Source organism: Bacillus sp. FSL K6-2971, assembly GCF_038006405.1.
GTDB classification, from domain to species: domain Bacteria; phylum Bacillota; class Bacilli; order Bacillales; family Bacillaceae; genus Bacillus; species Bacillus pumilus.
In genome coordinates this window covers 499,083-518,875 of sequence record NZ_JBBOVD010000001.1, presented here as the reverse complement: position 1 = coordinate 518,875, position 19,793 = coordinate 499,083, and the positions used below count along the sequence as shown (strand labels likewise).

The following is a 19,793-nucleotide window of genomic DNA, read 5'->3' as shown; positions in this document are numbered from 1 at the left end:
TCATACCATATGAAAAAATACGTTAAAGCTTTATTACCAATGCTTCTCGCTTCATTTTTATTGGCGATTCCTGTGAGTGCTCACGTCACAGTCAAACCTGATACGTCTGCGACAAATGCGTGGGAAACCTATACGTTAAAAGTTCCTTCTGAGAGTGACAGTCCAACGACTAAGGTTGTCGTGACAATACCTAAAGGCGTAGAATTCCAACAATACGAGCCTGTCCCTGGATGGAAAACATCAACTGAAGAAAAAGATGGCAAGGTGACAAGAGTGACTTGGGAAGCAACCGGTAAAGGCGTGCTTGCCGGACAGTTCCAGCAATTCGTTTTTGTAGCGAAAAACCCTGAAAAAGCAGGGGAAGCTGCATGGGATGCGTATCAATATTATAAGGATGGAACGGTCGTTGAATGGACTGGCGATAAAGATGCTGATAAGCCGCATTCGATCACAAACATTGTGGCATCTAATACGGTAACGGATTCCCATGGTCAAGAAAAACCAAAGGAAGAAAAGGCATCTGAAACAGCCTCCAATTCTCCTTCACCACTTGTGCTAGGGTTGTCCATTGCTGCTCTAGTCGTAGCACTGATTGCGCTTGTGCTTGTTTTTAGAAAGAAATAATTGATTCGTAAGCGATCGTTTTCACGGGAACGATCGCTTTCATTTCTTTCCACCTTATTTGAACACGAGATGCAAGGCTTTGCCTGCAAGCTAGGAAGATCACCCCCCATTTTCCCAACCTATTATTACCAATATAGGATTGAATAGGATGATGACGCATGCCATAATGAGACACATGACCACCTAGGAGGCTATAAGATGAACCATCTAATTATATTTGCTCATCCCCAGCAAAGCTTAAACCAAACCTTATTAGATCTTGTTGTCAGCACTCTTTTGAACAATGGTCATAAAGTGACTGTTCGTGATGTTTATGCTCTTGGTTTTTCGCCAGAACTAAGCATCTTGGAAAAGGCTGCGATCAAACGGGGTGATCTCCCAATTGCCATTCAAACTGAGCAGAAGCTGATTCAGCAAGCAGATGTCCTAACGTTTATTTTCCCCATTTGGTGGACAGGCTTACCCGCTATGCTAAAGGGCTATGTAGAACGCGTTTTTTCTGAGGGCTTCGCTTATCAAATCAATGAGTATGGGGCTATTGAAAACCTGCTTCGGCACAAAAAAGGTGTCATTATCAACACGCACGATGCTCCAAGGACCTTTCTTGACTCTAACCGGATCGTTTCCGCTTCCCACCGAATGACAGCAGATACAGAAGTCTTCAATTTTATTGGGGTTGAGCCTGTTGAACGGCTTTTGTTCAGCAGCATGGAGCAGGCATCAGCAGATTACATCCACGAAATTCTGAAAGAAACAAAAGAAACGGTGGAGCAGCTTTTCCCGCCGGCTGTTTAACATAAAAAAGACTGCCGAGATTCCTTATTCGGACAGTCTTTTTCACGTTTATTCGTCTAAACCAATGGATACATATTTGGTTTCTAAATAGGGTTCGATCCCTTCGATGCCGCCTTCACGGCCAATTCCGCTCTCTTTCATTCCTCCAAATGGTGCTTGAACAGCCGATGGTCCGCCATCATTCCAGCCAATAATTCCGTAATCAAGATTCTCTGAGATGTAGAGGCCGTTTCGATAATTCTCTGTAAAGAAATAAGCTGCAAGACCAAAAGGTGTATCGTTGGCTAATTCAATCGCTTCATCTAGCGTTTTAAATGTCGTAATCGGTGCCACTGGTCCAAAGGTTTCTTCATGCATGATGTTCATGGAAGGGTCCACATGTGTGAGAACCGTTGGCTGGACAAAATAATACGACTTTTCATCATCGAAATGCGTATCGCCGCCGACAAGAATTTTCGCCCCTTTATCGACTGCATCTTGAATTTGGCTGACAATTTTATCAAAGCCGCGCTTGTTGATAATTGGGCCGATGGATGTGCCTTCTTCAAAGCCATTTCCCACTTTCAGCTTTTCTACCTCTTTGCTAAAGCCATGAGCAAATGCTTCATGAATGTCTTCATGCACAATTAAGCGGTTGGCACAGACACAGGTTTGTCCTGCATTACGGAACTTAGATGCCAATGCTTGTTTGACAGCTAGTTCAAGATTGGCATCTTTGTCTACGATGAGCGGGGCATGACCGCCAAGCTCCATGGATACGTGCTTGACTGTGCTGGCACTGTTTTTGATCAGATGCTTTCCGACTGGCGTTGAGCCTGTAAACGTGATTTTGCGAATCAATGGACTATCTGTGAAAATTTCACCGACTTCTTTTCCATCTCCAACCACCCATTGCAGGGCATCCTCAGGTATTCCGGCTTCGTGGCCTAATTTTACAAGTTCAATAGCCGTCAGCGGCGTGTCTTCAGCAGGCTTCACAATAAAGGTACAGCCCGCCGCAAGTGCTGGTGCTGCCTTTCTCGTGATCATGGCTGCTGGGAAATTCCACGGTGTAATGGCCGCAACAGGACCAACTGGCTGCTTTGTGACGAAAAGGCGTTTGTTCGTCGTATGTGACGGAATGGTTCTGCCGTAGATTCGTTTAGCTTCCTCTGCGTACCATTCAATATATCCAGCCGCATAAACGATTTCGCCTAATGCTTCTTGATACGGCTTCCCGTTTTCTTCCGTGATGATTTTTGCGAGCCTTTCTTTCTGTTCAATCATGAGATCAAACCACTTGCGAATGATATTGGCACGTTCATGCGCTGACGTTTTTGCCCATACTTTGAATGCTTTATGTGAGCGCGAAATGGCGTCTTCGATCTGTTCTTTTGTATGCTGAGCAACTGAAGCAATTGCTTCTCCTGTTGCAGGATTATACACTTTGAGTTCGTTTGTCATGCTCTACCGTCTCCTTCGTTCTTGGATTCATTACATATAGTATATACCCAATGAGTGCCCAACCTAAAAGCAATATCCATTCAGCTGGCCATGATAAGGAAGCCGGCATCCCTGGAAAATAAAATGAAAGAAAAAGGAGACTTAGCCCGATGGCTAAAACGCCTGTCGTCCGCCAATATTTAATGCGGTATGGACGCTCAAGCTCTGGTTCCACTTTGCGAAGTCTCATAAAGGCAATGGACACAATTAAGTACCCGACGATGATCCCGACACCACCTGCATTGACAATCCATACGAGGGCAGGGCGCCCTAATAATGGAGCGAAAAAAGCCAAAGCACCAAGAAATAAAATGGCATTTGTCGGCGTTTTATACTTTGGATGAATATACGCAAACCATTTGGAAATCATGCCTCTTTCCGCCATCGCGTATAGAATACGGCTGGCACCGATAATAAAAGCATTCCAGCTCGTCACAATCCCTGCTACACCGCCAATGACAAGCACTGTCCCAAATGCTTGATGACCGAGAAGCTGCACCATGGCATCTGCTGTCGCCAATGAAGAGGTTTCAAGCTGTCCTTTTGATAGCCCCGCAGCTACCCCAAAGACAATAAGCAGATAAAATACGACCGCACTCACGATGGAAATAATTAAAATTCTCCCAATGATTTTCTTTGGCGCATTAATCTCTGCTGCTACTTGCGGAATCACATCAAACCCAACGAATAAAAAAGGAATCATGACTAATACGGCCATAAGACCGCCAACCCCGCCTTGAAACATTGGCTCAAGGTTTGCAAAATCCCCATTAAATGTCGCGCCGCCTAAAAGGAGAAAACCTGTCAGAATAATCGCTACTGTGAACACAGACTGAAAAATGGCCGCAGGCTTTGCCCCAATGTAATTCAGTGCTGTTAAAAACAATGCACCGCCCGATCCAATCAATACCCATGTGAAATAAACGTCCCATCCCCCTATATTCCATAGGAAGCCAACATGCTGTGTTGGAATCACATAATCAATAACTGTTGGCAAGGCAACAGCCTCAAACGTAATGACGGACACATAACCAAACAATACGCCCCATGCTGAGATGAACGCTGATTTCATCCCAAATGCCCGCTGGACAAAGACGAGCCCTCCGCCTGTCTCTGGAATCGCAGACGAAAGCTCAGCATACGTCAGTCCAATAAAGATGACGAGAATACCTCCTATAACGAAGGCAATCACGCTGCCTAAAAATCCAGCTGTTAAAATCCAATCTCCCGAAAGTACAACCCAGCCCCATCCAAGCATTGCACCAATGGATAAAAACAGTACGTCAGACTGCGACATGGTTTTTGCCATTTGTTGTTTTTGCATACAACCATCCCCCTTTGTTGTTTAGCGTGCTTTGAAGGCGTCCTCGATGATCCCTAGTCCTTCGTGAAGCAGCTCATCTGTGATGACAAGTGGTGTTAAGAAGCGAATAATATTCCCATTAATCCCCGCCGTTAATAAGAGCAGCCCATGCTCATTTGCATATGCTGCAATCGCTGCGGCTGTTTTCTTATCTGGTGTACGCGTAGTTTGATCTTCCACAATTTCAATTGCCGCCATTGCCCCTAACCGGCGGACTTCCCCAATGAATGGATACGTAGTTCTCCAATCATTTGCTTTCTCCTCAATGACTTGTCCGATGTGCTCAGATCGTTGATTCAGTTGTTCTGTTTCAATAATATCAAGAACCGCTAGTGCTGCCACACAGCCTAATGGACTTCCTGCATACGTTCCCCCTAATTCCCCTGGATCTGCCGCATCAAGCAGTTCTTTTCTGCCGACGACACCGCTTAGCGGCAACCCAGCAGCAAGAGATTTTGACACCGTGATTAAGTCAGGCACCACATCAAAGTGCTCAATCGCAAAATATTTTCCTGTTCTTGCAAAACCTGTTTGGATTTCATCTGCTACAAAGACAATCCCGTGCTGCTGACAGAATGAAGCGACATGCTGAACAAAACGTTTCGATGGTACAATGAACCCGCCCTCCCCTTGGACTGGCTCCATGACCACACACGCAACGGTTTCTGGTGCAACGGTAGCGACGAAGAATTGGTTGAATTGATCAATGATGTACTCATCGTAGGCTGCATCGCTTAATCCTTCTGGCTTCTGATAGTAATACGGGTATGGCGCTTGATACACCTCTGACGCAAATGGTCCGAACCCAAATTTATATGGCTTGACCTTGCTCGTCATGCTCATCGTCATATTCGTTCTGCCGTGGAAGCCTCTTGTAAACGAGACAACGGCCTGTCTTTTCGTATATTTACGTGCAATTTTCACCGCATTTTCAACAGCTTCTGCACCTGAATTAAGGAAAATGGCTTTCTTGTCATGGTCGCCTGGTGTGAGGCGGCATAGCTTCTCTGCCAATTCGATATACGATTCGTACATCATCACGTTGAATCCTGGGTGGATCAGACTGTCTGCCTGTGCTTTGACGGCTTCCACAACCTTTGGATGTGAATGCCCTACATTTAACGTACCAATTGCGCCAGCAAAATCGATAAAACGTTTCCCATCGATATCGAACAGCTCGGCCCCCTTCCCCTTTGCTGCAATATGACGGTTGCCATTACTCACGCCTCTTGCGACGTATTGATCTCTTTTCCCCTGCCATTCCTCTGTTGAAAAACGGTTTGTTGTCGTTTGACTCATTGTCATCCATCCCCTTTATGTCTTTTTTATTATTCTGAATATTTTTTGGTATGATAGAAAGTACCAATATCATTTTTTTCATGGTACCAGAGAGGAAGGAATGACGAGATGCTGACAATTCAACTAGATCAAACAGGGGCAAACGGATATATTTATCATCAAATTTATACGAAAATTAAAGGTGAAATTTTAAATCGAAACCTTCAGCCGCACGATCAATTACCATCCAAACGAGAATTAGCCGATGCATTAAACGTCAGCGTGAATTCAGTGAATGGCGCGTATCAGCAGCTGTTTGCCGAGGGATATTTATATTCGGTTGAACGGAAAGGATTTTTTGTGGAGTCACTAGAAACGTTTCATGAATCAGGTCAGCTGAAACCCTCTTCCCTTCCAGCAGATTTAAAGGAAGAGCCGATTGCACGAGACGATTGGTATTCCTTTTCACATATCTCAGTCGATACCACTCATTTTCCCTTTAAAAGCTGGTTGAAAAGTGAACAAAAGGCGATCAGCCTCCACCAAGAAGCGTTTGGCGAGCTTCCGCATCCACAAGGTGTGTACGAGCTTCGGGAAACGATTGCCCGGTTAATCGGGCTGGCAAGAGGCGTCAAATGCTATCCAGAACAGCTCATTTTAAGTGCAGGCACGCAGTCACTTATCCATTCGTTATCAAGCATTCTTCCAGCCGATCAAGTATACGGGTTAGAAAACCCTGGCTATCGCCGGCTCTATCAAATGCTAAAAAACAATCATCACCGAATTGAAACGATTGGCATTGATCAAAAAGGAGTGCGGATGAGTGACATTCAGAAGAAAGAGCCGAATGTGTTGATCATTACCCCTTCACATCAATTCCCAACAGGGGTGATTATGCCAATTTCCCGGCGAATTCAGCTCTTAAACTGGGCAGCCGATGAGCATGACCGTTATATCATTGAGGATGATTATGACAGTGAATTCAAGTATGGGACTGACAGCATTCCAGCGCTGCAAAGTTTGGATCGATATGACAAAGTCATTTATATGGGGACCTTTTCAAAATCATTGCTGCCAGGCTTAAGGCTAAGCTACATGGTGCTCCCGCAGCATTTATTGAGACGCTATAAGGAAGAACAGCACTTCTTCATTCAAACGGCCAACCTTTTTACACAATACACCCTTCTTCATTTTATAAAGGATGGGGCGTATCAGCGGCATATTAAAAGAATGAATGGTTTATATGAGGAAAAGCGGAAGCAGCTCATTGAAGAGCTCGACACGGTTTTTGCTGACAATGTACGGATTATTGGGGAAAATGCTGGACTTCATTTTATCGCAGAGTTCCGCTCAAACCGCACGCAGCATGAGATTTTACAGCGTGCCAAAGAAAAAAAGCTGAAAATGTATGGGATGGACCGTTTTACCCTTGATGAGCAATTACCGGGGCATCAGGAAGGCTTTGTTCCGCTCGTCCTCGGCTTCTCTCATATGCGGCCAGAGGATATTGAGCCGACGGTAAAACGACTGTATGAGTCGATTTATGGAAAATAAAACAGCCAGCTGCTTTACTAGACAGCTGGCTTACCACCGCTCTTTATCTACGGCTAAAATGGATGACACGAGTCCAGGAAAAGCGGTTTCGATGTCTTCTGTTCTTAAAGAATAGTAGCGGTGTTTTCCGTCAATTCTCACTTTCACGATGCCTGCCTCCCTCAGCACTTTGAAGTGATGAGAAAGCGTGGATTTGGCAATATTCATTTCATACGTGCCACATGTCCTCTCGCCTGCTTCTGCTAAGCAGCGGACAATTTCTAACCGGATTGGATCGGCCAATGCGTGCATCACAGAAATCAGTCTCATGTCTTCTTGGGTTGGATGGATTGGATTATTCATACGATAAATGTATCGTATTTTGTGCCAACATACAATCTCCTTACTCGCCTCAAAAAGTAACGATACATCCTTCGGAAACGACTATGACCATATAATAGCTTTCTTGAAGGGAAGGACCTCATTTGACACGAAAGATCTGGACTTACTTATGTATGATGTTACTCGCCATTTGCTTATGTGGATGCCAATCCGTTCGGTATGCCGATTCTAAACCACCTAGTGCAGAAGAGTTATTAGCTCTCGATGAACAGGCAGATTTATTTCAATGGGAAGAAACTGTCTATGAAGCAAATGTAGATTGGACCTATCAACTAACCGTCACTAAAGATCAGCAATTAGGTGTGATTCAGAAAACAGCTGCCGAACATTTTAATCACGGCACAGCTTCCCAGCTGAAAAAAGGGACAGCGATTTACTCTGTAAAGGAGCGAAAAGACCTTTTGATCGCCGAACTTAACGGTCAAATCATCATATATGCCGCACATGCGGAAGGATAAAACACCTGTCATAAGATAGGTGTTTTTTAAGTTTCTTTTCTTGTCATAGGTCATTGGTTTTGTTATCATTGCAAAAGTGACCACTCGGTTTCCATTGTGACCATATGGTTTTGCCGAATCGGAAAGGACTTATGAAGATGAACGAAAAGCAAGAAGAGATTTTGCGAGTTTCAAAGAAATTATTCTCTCAAAAAGGCTATATGAGTGTCTCCATGCAGTCAATTGCCGATGCCTGTAAAATATCAAAAGCGTCTATTTATAAACTGTTTGATTCAAAGGAAGCTCTTCTATTAGAACTGATTAAATACAATCAGTGCAAAATGAGAGAGATTTCTCAAATCATTCATTCAGAAACAACGCTGTCCAAAAAGGAAAAATTCACAAAGAAGATCAAGCTTGAGCTTGAAGAGTTTAAAGAGAATCATAAATTTTTGAATATGCTGTCCTTTGAAGCTTTTTCACAGCATTCACCCATTGTGATTAAGCATTTACGTGAGACACGCTCCATTATCATGCAGCGGCACAGAGACATTATTTTAAGCACATATGGTGAATCTGTTGCGCCTTACGTCTGGGATCTTGTGATTGTTCTCAACGGATTAATGAGAGAATTCATCTTAATGCTGGCCATCGAGCGCAAGAACATCCAATTAGAAAATGCCGCAGAAATGATTATCGGCGTGATGGACCGTGTGTCGAAAAAGCCTTGCTCTATTGAGCCTGTGCTAACAGATCAGCTGATGGACTCTTATTTGCTTTCCACACAGGACGAATATGATGAAGAAAAGCTTGTCATCTCGTACTTAACAAAGATCAAACAAGAGCTTCACACACTGTCAAACGGGGAAGAAAAGGACGATCTCCTCTCTGCGTTTGAACTGCTAAGTGAAGAATTATCAAAGGACCAACCGAGAACCTTTTTAATCAGTTCACTACTCGATTATTTAGGCAAAAGCAGCGTTTTATCACAAAACGTGTCACAGCTGAAAAGCATCATCTTATAGATAAAGAAGGGATAACATGAACCAATCTACAACATCGTATAATCGATCTGTGATTGTGGGGATTTTCCTCGTTGGGGCATTCGTCGCGATTTTAAACCAAACGCTACTCATTCCAGCGATCCCACATATCATGGAGGAATTCAATATTGATGTCAGCAAAGGACAGTGGCTCACAACTGCCTTTATGCTGACAAACGGGATTCTCATCCCGATCACGGCTTTCTTAATTGAGAAATTTTCAAGCCGTTCTTTAGTTTTAACAGCGCTTAGTATCTTTACAGCCGGTACCATTCTTGCTTCATTCGCAACGAATTTCCCTGTATTACTTGCAGCGCGTATTGTGCAGGCAGCTGGCGCAGGGATTTTAATGCCGCTGATGCAAACGATCTTTTTAACCATTTTCCCGAAAGAAAAACGGGGTCAGGCAATGGGCATGGTCGGACTTGTCATATCTTTCGCACCAGCTCTTGGACCGACACTTGGCGGCTGGATTGTTGATTCCTTCAGCTGGAAGTTCTTGTTCTATATTGTTCTGCCAATCGGTATCATTGATCTTATTCTTGCTTTCTTCTTAATGAAAAATGTAACGCAACAAAGAGAGGCACGTATTGATGTTTTATCTGTCATCTTGTCGTCCTTCGGTTTCGGCGGGCTGCTTTACGGATTTTCTAGTGTTGGCACATATGGCTGGACGAGTGCCACCGTCCTCATATCACTGATTGTCGGCGCTGTGAGCTTGTTCTTCTTTATTCTACGCCAGTCGAATTTGACAAGACCGATGCTTGAATTTGGTGTCTTTAAGTTTGCGATCTTTAGCTTAACGACCTTCCTTGGGATGCTTGTCTTTGCTTTATTGATTGGGACAGAGACGATTCTGCCGCTCTATACGCAGAATGTTAGAGGATTGTCTGCTCTTGATACAGGGCTTATCTTACTGCCAGGTGCTCTCTTTATGGGACTCCTCTCACCAATTATTGGACGGATTTTTGATAAAGTCGGCGGAAAAGGGCTGGCATTAGGCGGGTTTACGATACTTACCGTGACAACCTTGCCATTTATGCTGCTCACCCTTGATTCATCCATCGCCCTCATTACGGTCGCTTACACACTGCGCTTAATTGGGGTTGGGATGATCATGATGCCGCTGACAACAGCAGGTATTAACTCTTTACCGCCTCATTTGATCCCGCATGGGACAGCGATGAATAACACGATGAGACAAGTGGGTGGTTCCATTGGGACGGCAGTGCTTGTCTCCATCATGAGCAGCTCTGCTGCAAATGCAGATTTGGCCAGTCCATTAAAATCAGCCGTTCACGGCATGAACACATCATTTATCGTGTCTGGTTTGATTGCGGTCCTTGGGCTTGTCCTCTCCTTTTTCTTAAAGGAAAAACGCGAGAATAAAGTGATGAAACAGGAGCTATCTTCCTCCTCATCTTCTTCATAAGAATAAGAGTCGGCATATGGCCGGCTCTTTTTTCATATACTCGCGCTATATCGTCCTCCCCTAAAATACATTTGTATTTCTAGTGAAGAAAAACCTTGATAATTTGAAGAAAAGAGTTGATAATAGGAACTATTCAATTTGTGAGAAAATTTTCACTATAGGAGATGTATGCTTTGAAGGTCGTTAAATTTGGTGGCAGTTCACTTGCATCTGGCAAGCAGCTGCAAAAGGTATTTGACATTGTAACAGCAGATCCAGCTCGAAAAGCAGTCGTTGTTTCCGCACCAGGAAAACGGCATTCAACGGATACGAAGGTCACCGATCTATTAATTAGCTGTGGTGAGCAATATTTACGTTTAGGCGAAGCACACGATTTACAGGAAGCCGTCATTGAACGGTATGCCTCTATTGCGGATGAACTTGGATTAAGTCATGACGTGATTGACACCATCCGGCAAGATCTAGATGCCCTCTTACAGGCTGATACGTCTCATCCTGAGCGATATCTTGATGCCATCAAGGCAAGCGGTGAAGACAATAACGCAAAGCTCATTGCCGCCTATTTCCGCTATCAAGGTGTCGAAGCCCACTATGTAAACCCAAAAGAAGCCGGTTTATTTGTGAGCGATGAGCCTGGTCAAGCGCAAGTCCTTCCGGAGTCATACGATCATTTGTATAAATTAAGAGAGCGCTCTGGCATCATCATCTTCCCTGGCTTTTTTGGCTTTAATCTATCGGGAGATATCGTCACCTTTTCTCGCAGCGGCTCCGATATTACCGGCTCGATTTTGGCAAATGGTTTGAAGGCAGATGTGTATGAAAACTTTACAGATGTGGATGCTGTCTATGCTGTCAATCCAACGATCGTTCATGAGCCGAAGGAGATTACAGAGCTAACGTACCGGGAAATGCGCGAGCTATCCTATGCTGGTTTTTCCGTGTTCCATGATGAAGCACTCATTCCGGCCTTCCGTGCAGGCATTCCAGTACAGATTAAGAACACCAATAATCCCTCGGCAAAAGGCACAAAAATTGTGAACCAGCGGGATCATACAAATGGACCCGTTGTCGGAATCGCTTCAGATAGCGGATTTTGCAGCATTTATATTAGCAAATATTTGATGAACCGAGAAGTCGGTTTTGGGCGTAAGGTGCTGCAAACGCTAGAGGAATATGGGCTTACGTATGAGCACGTCCCTTCTGGCATTGATGATATGAACATTATTTTAAGGCAGGATCAACTGGAGGAGCAGCATATTGAACAAGAGCTACTCGATCGCTTAAAGCTTGTGCTTGATGCAGATGAGGTCGTATTAGAGCCGAATCTCTCCCTCATTATGGTTGTAGGAGAAGCGATGCGTCACAATGTTGGCACCACAGCAAGAGCAGCAAAGGCGCTGTCAAAAGCGAAGGTCAATATTGAAATGATCAATCAAGGTTCTTCCGAGGTCAGCATGATGTTTGGCGTCAAAGCGGCTCAAGAAAAAGAAGCCGTTCAAGCGTTGTATGAGGAATTTTTCTCTATGTCTACTGTCCCTGTCTCTCTTTAATCAGCAGGCTGCCAGATCTCAGGATCGGCAGTCTTTTTTGTTCTCACCCGATTCACATATTAAAGTATATCTATTTCTCGTTTGATTTTGTATGATAGAGACAAACCAACTATTGTTCCGGCCTATGATCGGAGCTACAAGGAGTCCTAAAACAATGCCTCGTCAACAACTATTAAAACAGTTTCGCAATTTTCATGATGCTTCTACGAGTATTTTAAATATGATGAGTCAATTCACTGATGTAAATACACTGTTTATTGCTAAAAACGATCAAACCACCAATCAGATTGTCAAGGTGCTAAATCATAATGAGCAGCTTCTTGAAGAAGGAGAAGAAATTCCTTACGAGAAGACATTTTGCAAACTGGCGGTCGATCATCAGGATACGCTTGTGATTCCTGATATATCATTGGATGATCGTTCTAAATACTTAGAAGTCACGAAACGTCTTCAAGGCGGATCATTCATCGGAGTGCCGATTAATTTTACAGATGGCACAAACTACGGAACGATTTGCGGGCTTGATCTAAGACCACAGCAATTCACAGAAGAGCATGTGCATATGTTTGAAACGATGGCTTCTCTATTAAGCTACGTCCTGGAACTAGACCGTGCCAACCGGCAGATTCAGCAATTATCTGTACCGATCGTCCCAGTTGTTGACGGTGTTGCCGTGCTTCCTCTCCTAGGTGATATCGAAGAGACACGTGCTCAGCATATATTAGAAACCATTTTACAGGAAAGCTATAGGCTGTCGCTCTCTCATTTGGTCATTGATGTATCGGGAACAAAACGCCTGAATGAACAGAGCATTCAATATTTGGTCAGCTATGCACAAACGCTGAGACTTTTAGGGATTTCAGCTGTTCTAACAGGGATTAAGCAAGACCTTGCTTTAAGTGCGATTCAATCGAATATTTCATTTAAAGACATCACCATTCGGAAGGACTTGCCGCAGGCACTTGCTCATATTGGCTTGACGTTTACCAAAATGGAATAAGAAATGATACTCAAAAAGGGCTAAATAAATTTTAGCCCTTTTTCTTCTTTTTAAATCATGCCAACTGCTGCAAATAAGAAGAATCGTTTCCGTCTTCAATAACTTGTGAAACCTTCTGTGCATGTGATGCGTCTGTGACACTGTTTAATTTTTGCATGATGTCTTCTTTCGATAGTGCATGGCCTGGTGCTCCGCGCGGAATATCGACTCGTTTGCTGATGATGGTGCCATCAGATAAGGTAAGCTTCACAATCGTAAAGCGACCTTTCGGGACAGCGTCTGGATGGGGTTCTATCGTTTGATCATATTCTCTAATCACCCGCTTCATCCATGTGCGCATGTGTGATGGAATGGTTTTTTTCGTAAAGTGATCCAGCGTTAGCGTCTGTCCATACACGGCAAGTGCGATCACATATTCAACACTGAATCGTCCTTCTTCTCCAGTCGAAGGTGCCCGCTCAATAAGCGCTGCATCTCCGCCAGGCGGGAATAGGACATCTACTTGTTTCACCTGCTCCGGTAAGAAAGTACGCTCTTTCATTAATGCTAGGATCGCATCGGCTGCATGATGCGCAGCTGAACAGAACGGGTATACTTTGAACCATAGCCCTGGCGAGACAATACGCCACGTTGTACCATACCCCTCTAGTAAACGACTTTCCGCACGCTCCTGATCTCCATAGAGAGAAAAGAAACCGAGCGCACCATCAAGAACCGATTCATTCCCGCCAAAACCTGAACAAGCTAAGTCCATAGACCAGACGGCTGTTCTAGCCGCTAAGCCGGCTTGTAATGGTTTCATATCAGAGCCGAATTGCTTTCGCATTCCAGCAGATTGCGCTCCAGCAAAGCCGATTGCCTTCATCAGCTCTTCCTGCGAAACCTTTTTTAAATACCCAATGGCACATACTGCCGCAATGGCTCCGAGGGTTCCGGTATTATGCCAGCCCCGTTCATAATGCGCCTTGCCGATGGATTCGCCAAGCCTTGCCATCACTTCAACGCCTGTGATGTAGGCTGCTAAAAATCGATCGCCATACCCTTGACCGTCTGTCAGCTGTGAAAGCAATGCTGGGATGATCACCGCACTCGGATGCCCTCTCACATCTGAATGCACATCATCATAATCAAGGGCGTGGATCAGGTAGCCGTTCAGCATGGCTGCGGATTGACGGCTGACCTTCTTCCCTTGTCCAATGACAGGAATTTGAGCTGCTCCGCCTTCTTGTTCCACCAGTGCCATGAGCTTTTGAATTCCTTCATCCTCTTTCGCAGCAAGCGCTGCTGCCGCAGCATCTAACAGACCATTTCTAGCCATTTCTACCGCCCGCTGATCTTGAAGTGGATGAGCAGACAGTACAGCCTCTGCCAGTTGTTTTGTTAGTTCCATGATCGTGACTCCAATGCCCGAACAGCAAGCTCGGCAAAGAAGGCAGCGGCAACAGGGAGTGCGCCTTCATTTAACGTAAAGGCAGGGTGATGCCATTCCTCCGTACCGCTTGTCCCCATCCATACGAAAAAGCCTGGAATGTGTTCTTGATAAAGGGCAAAATCTTCTCCGCCCGGTGACTGCTCTGCCTGAACTACTGTGAGATCCAGCGCACCTGCCGCTTCTTCGACCACCTTTGTCAAACGATCGTCATTTAACACAGAAGGCAAATACGGATGCCATCTCACATCACCTTTCGCCCCAAATCCCTCGGCAATCCCACTCACGATTTGTTTCATGAGATCGGGAATCATCGCTCTCACTTCAGGCTCAAACGTCCGAACGGTTCCTTCCATCTCAACACGATCAGGAATCACATTCCATGATGTACCGCCTTGAATGCGTGTGATACTGACGACTGCATGATGCAATGAGCTGATGCGGCGGCTGACAATTTGCTGAAGAGCACTTGTGATCTGCCCGCTGATGGCAATCGGGTCCACCGTATGATTCGGAATACCTGCATGACCACCCGTTCCTTTAATATTGATTTCAAACCGGTCTACACTTGCCATCAACGCTTTTTCTCTAATGCCTATAGTGCCAACTGGCAGGTCAGGTTTGTTGTGCATACCAAAAATCGCATCCACTCCATCTAAAACGCCTGCCTCTATGACATGTTTCGCTCCTTGCGCGACTTCCTCAGCCGGCTGGAACAAAATGCGGACCGTTCCTTTGATCTCGTGTTTCCGTTCTTTTAATAAAAGAGCCGCTCCAAAGATAGAAGCTGTATGAAAATCATGACCGCAAGCATGCATTTTCCCCGGTACCTTTGAGGAAAATGGTTCGCCAGATGCTTCTTCAATCGGAAGTGCATCAATATCAGCCCTCAGGGCAATCGTTGGCCCCTCTTGTTCTCCTTTGATTTCACAGACAACACCTGTTTGAAGAGCTGGAAAATCGAGTACGGTAATTCCTTCTTCTTCTAACCAGCCGCGCAGTTTTTTAGTCGTTTCATGTTCTTCAAATGCCAGCTCTGGATGCTCATGAAGCGCTCGGCGAATGTTAATTAAACGTTTGTTTAAAGCATCATTTCCTAATGATTTCACTGATACTCACCCCTCTAAAGAGTAAAAAGCAGCTTATGCTTCTTCAGCCGCTGCTTCTTTTTGAATAAATCGTTTTGTCCGTTCATTCTTCGTTTCATCAAATAGCTCAGTTGGTGTGCCCTGTTCAATAATATGACCATCCGCCATGAAAATCACATGGTCTGCCACTTCTCTAGCAAACGTCATTTCGTGTGTGACGATGATCATCGTTGTTTCTTGAATCGCAATGGACTTAATGACTTGAAGCACACCTGAGACAAGCTCTGGATCAAGCGCTGACGTTGGTTCATCGAGTAAAATCGCATGTGGATCAACCGCTAATGCGCGGGCAATCCCGATTCGCTGCTGCTGTCCGCCAGATAACGTGACTGGATAGCTGTCAGCCTTTTGCTCTAATCCTACCTGCTTCAGCAGCTTCATTCCTATCTCATTTGCCTGCTGCTTCGTCATTTTTTTCGTCACAAGCAGTGATTCTGTGATATTTTGCAGTGCTGTCTTGTTTTTAAATAAATTATAGTTTTGAAACACCATGGCCGTTTGTTGACGCAGGTGATGGGCTTCTTTTCGTGTATATTTAGACGCATCGAGCTTCGCATCGCCAATTTCAATCGTGCCTTCATCTGGTATTTCTAATAAATTTAAGCAGCGCAGCAAGGTGGATTTACCGGAGCCAGAAGGTCCGATAATGGCCACAACCTGCCCTTTTTGCACATCGAGATTGATTCCGTCTAAGACGACAAGGTCGCCGAATGATTTCTTCAAATTGGTGAGCTTGATCATGTCCACACCTCCTTAATTCCGGTAAGGTTTGCTAATTTTTCGTTCAAATAGGTCTTGAAGGAAGCTATAAATGATGGTCATCACCCAATACACAATCCCTACAGCTAAATAGGTTTCAAAGTATTTATAGTTCGCCGACGCAATCATCTTCCCTTGTGCAAACATTTCTGCCACACCAATCGTAAAGGCAAGAGATGTTTCTTTTAAAAGACCGATAAAGGTATTTCCCGTTGCTGGAATGGCATTTCTAATTGCCTGCGGGAAAATAATTCTCACGTAAGACTGCCATCTTGTCATGCCGACAGATAGACAAGCTTCCAGTTGCCCTTCATCTACAGAATTAAGGGCCGCTCTGAAAATTTCTGCTAAGTATGCTGAGTTTTTAATACTTAATCCGATAATGACCGCTGTTAGGGCATCCATTGAGGTCATCGCAGGGAATAGCTGCGGAAGACCAAAATAAATGAGAAAGAGCTGAACCAAGGTTGGAACCGCTCTGAAAAAAGAAATATACAGCTTGGCAAATTGGTATAAAACAGGTATCCGGTTTTTCGTAATGAGAGCGAATACCACACCAATGATAATGGCAAATACCATGGAGACAATCGCCATGAAGATCGTTATCGGCAAGTATTGGATCAATGTCGGAAAAACCGTCACCATATACTGCCAATCAATTTTGTTCATGTCTGCTCTTCACCGCCGCTGTCGTTATTTTTTAATTGGCACTGTGACATCGTCTTTGAAATACTTCTCAGACAATTTCTTAAGTGTCCCGTCTTCTCTTAATTCTTTGATCGCTTTGTTAAATTCTTCTCTTAGCTTGTCATGCTTTTTATCTTTGGCAAATGGGTAGCCTACTTCTTCATACACAATTGGGTTGCCAACGATTTTGAGAGGCAGACCTGTTTTTTCAATTTGAGCAAGTAATACACTGCGTCCGTTGACATAAGCATCTACACGGCCATTTGCCACTTCATTTAAGACACCGTCTTGCGTTTCATATGTTTTAATATTGATTTTTTTGTCCGGATCTTTGCTCTCTAAGTTTTTGGCGTGGTTAGAGCCAAGAACCGCGGCCACTGTTTTTCCTTTTAAATCATCAAGACCTTTGATGTCGTTGTTGTCCTTTTTCACGATGATTTGTGTTCCTGCGTAAGCGTACGTATCAGTAAAGTTAAACGTTTGTTTACGCTCATCTGTGACTGCGACTTGGTTTGACACTGTATCCAGCTTACCAGATGTCAGCTGCCCCATGAGTCCGCTGAATTCACTCAGCTGCCAGTCTAGTTTGTAGCCTAGTTTTTTTGCGATGGCTTCAGTTACTTCGACATCGAAGCCAACAAGCTTGCCATTGTCTTTATAAGCAAACGGATAGCTTTGCCCTGTGGCACCTACTTTCAACACTTTTTCGTCTTTGCCTTCACTCTGATTGTTACCGCCGCAAGCTGCTAAAACTGCCAACATTGCTGCAAATAGAACGACTAGCCACTTTTTGTTTTTCATGATCGTATACCCTTCTTTCCTCTTATGGTTGTGTGATATCTGACCTTAGTTGTTTTTTAAAATAAACCGTGATGTGACCCTTGCCTAAATCCTTTTCTCCTGCTCTGACGTAGCCTTTGCGCTCATACATGTCTATGAGCCACGGATGCTTATCAGCTGTACCAAGAGATACGTATGGCACCTTCAAGGTATCTCTTAACACTTCGGTTTCCACCCATTCCAGCAAGACAGAGCCTGTCCCTTTTTTGGCGGATGGTTCTGAGGCAAACCACCAAATATGAGGGACGCCGAACGGGCCTGGCTGTTCTCCCCAAGGCATACGGAGCGTCAAGGTAGATAGAAGCTCTCCGTTTTCTTCCATCACATAGCAAAGATTCTTTTGTACATTTTTTTGAACGAGAGCGAAATCAGCATGTGCTGCTTGGAACTGGATGCCGAGCTCACGAATTGGCTCATAGGCTCTTGTTGTCAGTTCAAGCAGCGCCTCTATATCTGCCTCTGTTGCCAGACGAAACGTGTATCCCAACGTTAGTCACCTCACCCTTATGTCGTGTAGCGATTTTTTGGCTGTGTTAATCCTAGATTTTCTCGTAAGGTTTGTCCTGTGTATTCTGTTTTGAATAAGCCTCTTTCCTGAAGGATTGGGACGACGCGGTCTACGAACATGTCCAGCCCTTCTGGCAATAGCGGCGGCATGACGTTAAAGCCGTCTGCTGCTTCTTCATTGATCCATGTTTCCATCACATCTGCGAGCTGCTGAGGTGTACCAATGAAAATATTATGACCACGAGAGCCGGCAACCGATTGATAGAGCTGGCGAATGGTCAGGTGATCCTTTCTCGCCATATTCATCACGAGATCAAAACGGCTTTTCACCGCATTTGACGTGCTTGGATCAATCTCTGGAAGCGGTCCGTCTAAAGGATACTGAGACAGATCAATCCCACCTAAGTAGTTTTGCAGAATGCTCAGCCCAATCTCAGGAACAATCAGCTCCTGTAATTCTTCATATTTCGCTTTGGCTTCTTCCTCTGTATCAGCAATAATCGGGAAGATCCCCGGCATGATGCTGACGTCCTCTCTAGCACGACCAGCAGCCTCTACTTTCTCCTTTAAGCTTTGATAAAATTCCTTCGCTTTTTCGAGATCGTTTTGTGCAGTGAAAATGAGTTCAGCTGTTTTCGCTGCAAGCTTTTGACCATCTTCGGATGATCCTGCTTGAATGATCACTGGCTGCCCTTGAGGTGTGCGTGATACGTTGAGAGGACCCCTTACTGAGAAAAACTCCCCTTTATGCTGGAGCTCATGAAGCTTACTAGATTCAAAGAATTCTCCCGTTTCCTTGTTTCTGACAAGGGCGTCTTCCTCCCAAGAATCCCAAAGACCTTTGACGACTTCAACGAACTCTTCTGCTCGCTCGTATCGTTTATGGTGTGCTAAATGCTCTTCGCCGCTAAAGTTTTTCGCTGTTTCTTCAATAGAAGATGTGACCACATTCCATGCCGCTCTTCCGCCTGATAAATGATCAAGGGAGGCAAACTGTCTTGCAATATGGAAAGGTTCACTGTATGTAGTGGATGCTGTTGCTGCTAAACCAATTGATGAAGTAGACTCAGCAATGGATGAAAGCAGGGTGAGCGGTTCAAATCTCGTGAGTACATTCGGATGAGAGGTTTGGTTAATGGATAAGCTGTCAGCTAAAAAGAGTAAATCCAGCTTTCCTTCCTCTGCTTTTTTCGCTAATTGTTTAAAATAATCAAGGTTCATGGCTGCATCTGATACGGCGTTCGGATGTCTCCAAGAGGCAACATGATGTCCAGTTCCTGCGATGAATACGCCTAGCTTGAGCTTCCTTTTCGGCTGTGACACTTGTTCTTCATCCTTTCTATATCCTGCTGTATCAAACTGAAGTCCTCAGAAGATACATTTTTCTGATTGAATTAATCGGTTTTATCAATAAAAAAAGGGCAAATGTTGCGAAAAATGAAAAATAATTATTACTATATGCCCTTTTTACAGGATTGTCAACC

At 44.5% G+C, this 19,793-nt stretch carries 19 protein-coding genes; 8 read left to right on the top strand and 11 right to left on the bottom strand.

Annotated elements, in window-relative coordinates:
• Positions 1-9 precede the first annotated feature (9 nt).
• On the top strand, positions 10-624 hold the full coding sequence (locus MHI33_RS02590) for a YcnI family copper-binding membrane protein (protein WP_113768569.1): 615 nt from the start codon (positions 10-12) through the stop codon (positions 622-624).
• Between the two features lie 198 nt (positions 625-822).
• Positions 823-1,419, top strand: a complete 597-nt coding sequence (locus MHI33_RS02585; protein WP_113768568.1) for an NAD(P)H-dependent oxidoreductase — start codon at positions 823-825, stop codon at positions 1,417-1,419.
• A 48-nt stretch (positions 1,420-1,467) separates the two neighbouring features.
• On the opposite strand, the gene MHI33_RS02580 is transcribed toward MHI33_RS02585, so the two are convergent.
• From MHI33_RS02580 to gabT, 3 genes are read right to left on the bottom strand one after another with little or no spacing between them, the layout of a single operon-like run.
• Positions 1,468-2,862 (bottom strand): NAD-dependent succinate-semialdehyde dehydrogenase, encoded by a 1,395-nt coding sequence (locus MHI33_RS02580; RefSeq protein WP_340908877.1) that lies wholly within the window; start codon positions 2,860-2,862, stop codon positions 1,468-1,470.
• Positions 2,837-4,225 (bottom strand): APC family permease, encoded by a 1,389-nt coding sequence (locus MHI33_RS02575; RefSeq protein ID WP_113768565.1) that lies wholly within the window; start codon positions 4,223-4,225, stop codon positions 2,837-2,839. The genes MHI33_RS02580 and MHI33_RS02575 overlap by 26 nt, the downstream gene beginning before the upstream one ends.
• 21 nt (positions 4,226-4,246) lie before the next feature.
• Positions 4,247-5,563, bottom strand: coding sequence for a 4-aminobutyrate--2-oxoglutarate transaminase (gabT, locus tag MHI33_RS02570; protein WP_185108331.1), 1,317 nt, complete (start codon positions 5,561-5,563; stop codon positions 4,247-4,249).
• A 108-nt stretch (positions 5,564-5,671) separates the two neighbouring features.
• Here gabT and gabR point away from each other — a divergent pair, with 108 nt between their 5' ends.
• Positions 5,672-7,096 (top strand): MocR-like transcriptional regulator GabR, encoded by a 1,425-nt coding sequence (gabR, locus tag MHI33_RS02565; RefSeq protein ID WP_340908874.1) that lies wholly within the window; start codon positions 5,672-5,674, stop codon positions 7,094-7,096.
• Between the two features lie 30 nt (positions 7,097-7,126).
• Here the strand turns inward: gabR and MHI33_RS02560 are convergent, their stop codons facing one another.
• A complete protein-coding gene (locus MHI33_RS02560) occupies positions 7,127-7,438 on the bottom strand; it encodes an ArsR/SmtB family transcription factor (protein WP_185108327.1) in 312 nt (103 codons plus the stop codon).
• Between the two features lie 122 nt (positions 7,439-7,560).
• Between MHI33_RS02560 and MHI33_RS02555 the strand changes: the two genes are divergently transcribed.
• The 5 genes from MHI33_RS02555 (at position 7,561) to MHI33_RS02535 (ending at position 12,939) form a co-directional block, all read left to right on the top strand.
• The gene (locus tag MHI33_RS02555) at positions 7,561-7,935 is read left to right on the top strand and encodes a hypothetical protein (RefSeq protein ID WP_185108325.1); all 375 of its coding nucleotides are present in this window, start codon (positions 7,561-7,563) and stop codon (positions 7,933-7,935) included.
• Positions 7,936-8,072: 137 nt separating this feature from the next.
• On the top strand, positions 8,073-8,939 hold the full coding sequence (locus MHI33_RS02550; protein WP_254110916.1) for a TetR/AcrR family transcriptional regulator: 867 nt from the start codon (positions 8,073-8,075) through the stop codon (positions 8,937-8,939).
• A gap of 16 nt (positions 8,940-8,955) precedes the next feature.
• Positions 8,956-10,389: an MDR family MFS transporter gene (locus MHI33_RS02545; RefSeq protein WP_185108321.1), complete on the top strand. Its 1,434-nt coding sequence runs from the start codon at positions 8,956-8,958 to the stop codon at positions 10,387-10,389.
• Between the two features lie 173 nt (positions 10,390-10,562).
• Positions 10,563-11,939, top strand: a complete 1,377-nt coding sequence (locus MHI33_RS02540) for an aspartate kinase (RefSeq protein ID WP_185108319.1) — start codon at positions 10,563-10,565, stop codon at positions 11,937-11,939.
• A gap of 154 nt (positions 11,940-12,093) precedes the next feature.
• The gene (locus tag MHI33_RS02535) at positions 12,094-12,939 is read left to right on the top strand and encodes a GAF domain-containing protein (protein WP_340908865.1); all 846 of its coding nucleotides are present in this window, start codon (positions 12,094-12,096) and stop codon (positions 12,937-12,939) included.
• A gap of 55 nt (positions 12,940-12,994) precedes the next feature.
• Here the strand turns inward: MHI33_RS02535 and MHI33_RS02530 are convergent, their stop codons facing one another.
• From MHI33_RS02530 to MHI33_RS02500, 7 genes are read right to left on the bottom strand one after another with little or no spacing between them, the layout of a single operon-like run.
• Complete coding sequence (locus MHI33_RS02530; protein ID WP_185108317.1) at positions 12,995-14,329, bottom strand: MmgE/PrpD family protein; 1,335 nt, start codon at positions 14,327-14,329, stop codon at positions 12,995-12,997.
• Positions 14,320-15,477: an amidohydrolase gene (locus MHI33_RS02525; RefSeq protein WP_185108315.1), complete on the bottom strand. Its 1,158-nt coding sequence runs from the start codon at positions 15,475-15,477 to the stop codon at positions 14,320-14,322. The genes MHI33_RS02530 and MHI33_RS02525 overlap by 10 nt, the downstream gene beginning before the upstream one ends.
• A gap of 33 nt (positions 15,478-15,510) precedes the next feature.
• Positions 15,511-16,257 (bottom strand): amino acid ABC transporter ATP-binding protein, encoded by a 747-nt coding sequence (locus tag MHI33_RS02520; RefSeq protein WP_044140499.1) that lies wholly within the window; start codon positions 16,255-16,257, stop codon positions 15,511-15,513.
• 12 nt (positions 16,258-16,269) lie between these two features.
• Positions 16,270-16,944 carry an amino acid ABC transporter permease gene (locus tag MHI33_RS02515; RefSeq protein ID WP_003214174.1) on the bottom strand — a complete coding sequence of 225 codons (675 nt, stop codon included), beginning with the start codon at positions 16,942-16,944 and terminating at the stop codon, positions 16,270-16,272.
• Positions 16,945-16,968: 24 nt separating this feature from the next.
• Positions 16,969-17,763: an amino acid ABC transporter substrate-binding protein gene (locus tag MHI33_RS02510; protein ID WP_113768556.1), complete on the bottom strand. Its 795-nt coding sequence runs from the start codon at positions 17,761-17,763 to the stop codon at positions 16,969-16,971.
• 22 nt (positions 17,764-17,785) lie between these two features.
• Positions 17,786-18,289: a GNAT family N-acetyltransferase gene (locus MHI33_RS02505; RefSeq protein ID WP_340908855.1), complete on the bottom strand. Its 504-nt coding sequence runs from the start codon at positions 18,287-18,289 to the stop codon at positions 17,786-17,788.
• A 17-nt stretch (positions 18,290-18,306) separates the two neighbouring features.
• Complete coding sequence (locus MHI33_RS02500; RefSeq protein ID WP_106032984.1) at positions 18,307-19,632, bottom strand: LLM class flavin-dependent oxidoreductase; 1,326 nt, start codon at positions 19,630-19,632, stop codon at positions 18,307-18,309.
• Between the last annotated feature and the right edge of the window lie 161 nt (positions 19,633-19,793).

Excerpts from the sequence above, each read along its gene's own strand:
- MHI33_RS02590 (WP_113768569.1), top strand. The coding sequence starts at position 10 with ATGAAAAAATACGTTAAAGCTTTATTACCAATGCTTCTCGCTTCATTT.
- MHI33_RS02585 (WP_113768568.1), top strand. The coding sequence starts at position 823 with ATGAACCATCTAATTATATTTGCTCATCCCCAGCAAAGCTTAAACCAA.
- MHI33_RS02580 (WP_340908877.1), bottom strand. The coding sequence starts at position 2,862 with ATGACAAACGAACTCAAAGTGTATAATCCTGCAACAGGAGAAGCAATT.
- MHI33_RS02575 (WP_113768565.1), bottom strand. The coding sequence starts at position 4,225 with ATGCAAAAACAACAAATGGCAAAAACCATGTCGCAGTCTGACGTACTG.
- gabT (WP_185108331.1), bottom strand. The coding sequence starts at position 5,563 with ATGAGTCAAACGACAACAAACCGTTTTTCAACAGAGGAATGGCAGGGG.
- gabR (WP_340908874.1), top strand. The coding sequence starts at position 5,672 with ATGCTGACAATTCAACTAGATCAAACAGGGGCAAACGGATATATTTAT.
- MHI33_RS02560 (WP_185108327.1), bottom strand. The coding sequence starts at position 7,438 with ATGAATAATCCAATCCATCCAACCCAAGAAGACATGAGACTGATTTCT.
- MHI33_RS02550 (WP_254110916.1), top strand. The coding sequence starts at position 8,073 with ATGAACGAAAAGCAAGAAGAGATTTTGCGAGTTTCAAAGAAATTATTC.
- MHI33_RS02545 (WP_185108321.1), top strand. The coding sequence starts at position 8,956 with ATGAACCAATCTACAACATCGTATAATCGATCTGTGATTGTGGGGATT.
- MHI33_RS02535 (WP_340908865.1), top strand. The coding sequence starts at position 12,094 with ATGCCTCGTCAACAACTATTAAAACAGTTTCGCAATTTTCATGATGCT.
- MHI33_RS02530 (WP_185108317.1), bottom strand. The coding sequence starts at position 14,329 with ATGGAACTAACAAAACAACTGGCAGAGGCTGTACTGTCTGCTCATCCA.
- MHI33_RS02520 (WP_044140499.1), bottom strand. The coding sequence starts at position 16,257 with ATGATCAAGCTCACCAATTTGAAGAAATCATTCGGCGACCTTGTCGTC.
- MHI33_RS02515 (WP_003214174.1), bottom strand. The coding sequence starts at position 16,944 with ATGAACAAAATTGATTGGCAGTATATGGTGACGGTTTTTCCGACATTG.
- MHI33_RS02510 (WP_113768556.1), bottom strand. The coding sequence starts at position 17,763 with ATGAAAAACAAAAAGTGGCTAGTCGTTCTATTTGCAGCAATGTTGGCA.